Source organism: Streptomyces murinus, assembly GCF_002154555.1.
Classification (GTDB): Bacteria; Actinomycetota; Actinomycetes; order Streptomycetales; family Streptomycetaceae; genus Streptomyces; species Streptomyces murinus.
The window spans coordinates 332-3,709 of the sequence record NZ_MUNF01000948.1; the positions used below are offsets into that span (position 1 = coordinate 332).

Here is a 3,378-nt window from a genome sequence, read left to right on the forward strand (position 1 = left end):
AGTTCGTCCATGTCGTCCGGGGTCGGCGGCCCGGAGTGCGGCTGGATGCGCTGCTTGAAGTCCGCGTTGTGCAGCAGCCCGAACTCGGGGTTGTTGATGAGCTCGTGCTCCTGGCGCTCCCGCAACGCCTCGACCGTGAGCCGGAGTTGCTCCTCGGTCTGGTTCATCGGCCCGTTGTAGAGGTCGGCGACCCGGGTGTGGACGCGCAGGATGGTCTGCGCGACGGAGAGCTCGTACTCGCGCGGGTTCAGCTCGTAGTCGACGAAGGTGTGCGGCAGTTCGGCCTCGCCGACGTGACCGGCCGACATGGCGATCTCGGCCTCGCCGTACTTGTTCTGCCGTTTGCGGGTGGTGGAGCTGAACCGCTCGATGTGGGTCCGCAGGCTGGGCGCCGAGTCGTGTACGGCGGCGAAGTCGGCCCGGGAGAGGGTGAGGAGGGTGCCGGAGGTCTGGGCGGTGGCCGTGTAGGCGTGGCGGGAGTCGCCGTCCAGGAGGGCTTCCTCGCCGAAGTGCTCGCCGTCCGCGAGGACCGCGAGGGCGACTTCCGCGCCGTACTGGCCGTGGCCGGTCTGGCTGACCCGGCCGTGGGCGATCATATGGATGCGGTCGGCGGGCGTGCCGCGTTCGACCAGGACCTCGCCGGCGGCGAAGTCGCGCTGGGTGCAGCGGTCGGCGAGGGCGGTGAGGGCGTCGAGGTCCTCGAAGCCCCGCAGCAGGGCCAGTTCACCGAGTTCGCGGGGGATCACCCGGACCGCGGCGCCCTCTTGGACGAACTCGATGCGTCCGTCGCCCAGGGTGTGGCGCAGCCGCCGGTTGACCCGGTAGGCGCCGCCCTTGGTCTCGACCCAGGGGAGCATCCGCAGCAACCAGCGGGAGGTGATCTCCTGCATCTGCGGGGCGGACTTGGTGGTGGTGGCGAGGTTGCGGGCGGCGGCGGTGCTCAGGGACTGCTGCGGTGCGGCCGATACGGTCCGGGGCGCCGGGCTGCTGTCGACGGTCATCGGGGTGGGCCTCTCCTTGCGTGACAGGGCGGTCGACGCGCGCGGGGGCGCCGACCGCGAAAGGGAGGAATGGGGAAGGGGAGGATCTCGGGGACCCGCCCACGCAGAGGACCGTAATGGCCGGTCAGGCCGTGCCTCCGGAATGCTGACGCGCTTACTTCGAAGCGGTGATAAAAAATTGAACACGGTTTATCGGGCCGATGGATGGCATTACGCCACCGTCGCGGAGGCCGGGGCGGGACGCGGCGGGCCGCACAAGACGATCACCGCGTCGCGCCCGTACATGATCAAGCCAAGGCGCGTCGTGGACCGGCCGCCCGTGTTCGATTTCATGTCGAAGGCCGGGCCGGGATCCTCAGGTGAGGACCAGCCAGCGGCGGCCGTCGAGGAGTTCACGGGCCGCGTCGAGGTGGCCGGCGTGGCACGCGGTCTCGGTGATGACGTGCAGCAGGACGTCGCGCAGGGTGTGCAGGTGCGGTTCGCCGAAGAGATCGCGGGGCCACCAGGCAGGCGGGGCGTCGGCGGGGGTGGTGGTGATGACGGCGTCGGCGCGTTCCGCCTCCCGCCGGTACCGTTCGAGCACATCGGCGGCCGGCGTGTCCGGGGCCACCCGCCATGCCGCGTCGCCGCTCGTCAGGCCCCGGACGACCGTCTCGTCCCCGGCGACGACCGCGCGGAACCAGAACCGCTCCACGTCCAGCGTGAGGTGCTGGACCATCCCGAGGCAGTGCCAGCCGGACGGCAGCACGGGGCGTCGCAGGTCCTTCGGGTCGAGCCCGTCGAGGATGCCGAGGACGTGGCGCCGCTGGCCGTCCAGAACCCGGAGAAGAGTCCCGACCTCACCGCTCGGAATCGATTCGCTCACATGTCCGTTCATGGTCAGACAGGGTTCCTGAATGGGCTTGCCCGTGCGGAGGGTTCGCCGATATTCGGGCGGCTCGGTCGGCCTCAGGGTGGCGGTTCCCGGGGATCCCTGGGTGGGGCCGTCGTCGTCGCCGGTGCGCGGCGGGTTTCGGAATCTTGGCGGTGGTCCGTCATACTCCCGGGGGCTCACACCGGCCGGGAGCGCGAGGTGGTCGTTCTCTCCCGGGGTGGCGAATGGAGGAGGAACGTGCAGCACCACATACGCCGGACGGCGCTCGTCGCGGTGGTCCTGGTCGTCGCGGCCGTGCTCGGGGGCTGTTCCGGCCAGCCGCGGAAGGTGTCGGGACTGCTGGACACCACCCGGCGGGTGCCGGCGACGAGCAGGCTCGCGACCCGGCCGCACCTGGTCAGGCAATGCCACTCCGGATCCAGGCAGGTGCGGCACACGTCCGGGCGCGGCAGCAAGAAGCGCACCTGGTACACGACCAGGTCGACGACCGTGTGCACCAAGGTGCGGCGGGGCACCGAGACCTACCGCCGGGTGATCCACCAGGAGCGCTGGTGCGTCATGCTGGACGATGTGGGCGGCAAGCGCTCCCGGGACCGTGTCTGGTACCAGGTCAGCAGGAACACCTATACGGACACCCAGGTGCGCAGGTCCGGCAGCAAGGTGACGATCGAGCCGGAGCGGGACGGCTGCTGAGCGACGCGGGCGGGCGCGCGGCCGGGTGCTCCGGGACGACGCGTGGCCGGGACGACGCGTGGCCGGGCCGACGCACGGCCGGGCCCGCCGGGCAGAAGTCCCGACGAGCCCTTCCCCCGGTGAGCCCTCCGCACGACGAGCCTTTCGCCCGGTGAACTCTTCGCCCGGTGTGCCCCGCCGCGTGGCCGCCCGCCCGATGAGCCCGGCCGTGCAGCCGCCCGGCCGACGTCAGCGCAGCCACACGTGGTCGCGGACGACCGGCAGTCCGGCCCACCAGCGGCCCAGGCCCCATGTGGTGCCCGCGCCGACCGCCGCCACGGCGATCAGCGCCACCGCGTAGATCAGGTGATAGTCGGCGAACGGATTCGTCGACATGCTCGGCGAGCCGTCGGCCAGATGCCTGGCGGGCGGCCATTCGGCGGCCCACATCAGGGCCATCATGGCGGTGCCCGCGACCGCGGCCGGCCGTAGCGCCACGCCGGCCGTCACGGCCGCGCCGATGCCGAGCATGCCCAGCATGAACAGCCAGTCGGCCCAGCCGGCACCGGCCCACGCGTGGAACGTAGACCGCAGGGGGCCCACGGCGACGGAGCCGAGGAAGCCCTTCGTCGGGGACACTCCGTCGATCCAGGCCTTGCCGGACGCCGTGGCGTAGCCGAGGCCGAACGTCTTGTCGAGGAACGCCCACAGGAAGACGGACCCGGTCAGGATGCGCAGGGACGCGAGAGCGCGCGCCTGCCTGGTGTGCGTGTCGATGCCTGCCGACACGGCGAGCGCGGTTCCGGTGCGGTCGTTCCGGAACGACAGACG

General features: G+C 71.6%; 3 protein-coding genes and 1 pseudogene (1 of these 4 running past the window's edge). 1 reads left to right on the forward strand and 3 read right to left on the reverse strand.

Annotated elements, in window-relative coordinates; translation table 11 throughout:
* Positions 1-1,001 (reverse strand): annotated as a pseudogene (locus CCN72_RS36805) (family 2B encapsulin nanocompartment shell protein) (it extends 315 nt beyond the left edge of the window).
* A 355-nt stretch (positions 1,002-1,356) separates the two neighbouring features.
* Positions 1,357-1,866 (reverse strand): DinB family protein, encoded by a 510-nt coding sequence (locus tag CCN72_RS36810; protein ID WP_244174673.1) that lies wholly within the window; start codon positions 1,864-1,866, stop codon positions 1,357-1,359.
* Between the two features lie 246 nt (positions 1,867-2,112).
* Here CCN72_RS36810 and CCN72_RS36815 point away from each other — a divergent pair, with 246 nt between their 5' ends.
* A complete protein-coding gene (locus tag CCN72_RS36815; protein WP_244174674.1) occupies positions 2,113-2,568 on the forward strand; it encodes a hypothetical protein in 456 nt (151 codons plus the stop codon).
* Between the two features lie 228 nt (positions 2,569-2,796).
* Here CCN72_RS36815 and CCN72_RS36820 read toward each other — a convergent pair whose 3' ends face one another.
* A complete protein-coding gene (locus tag CCN72_RS36820) occupies positions 2,797-3,375 on the reverse strand; it encodes a hypothetical protein (RefSeq protein WP_086812654.1) in 579 nt (192 codons plus the stop codon).
* Positions 3,376-3,378: the final 3 nt, after the last annotated feature.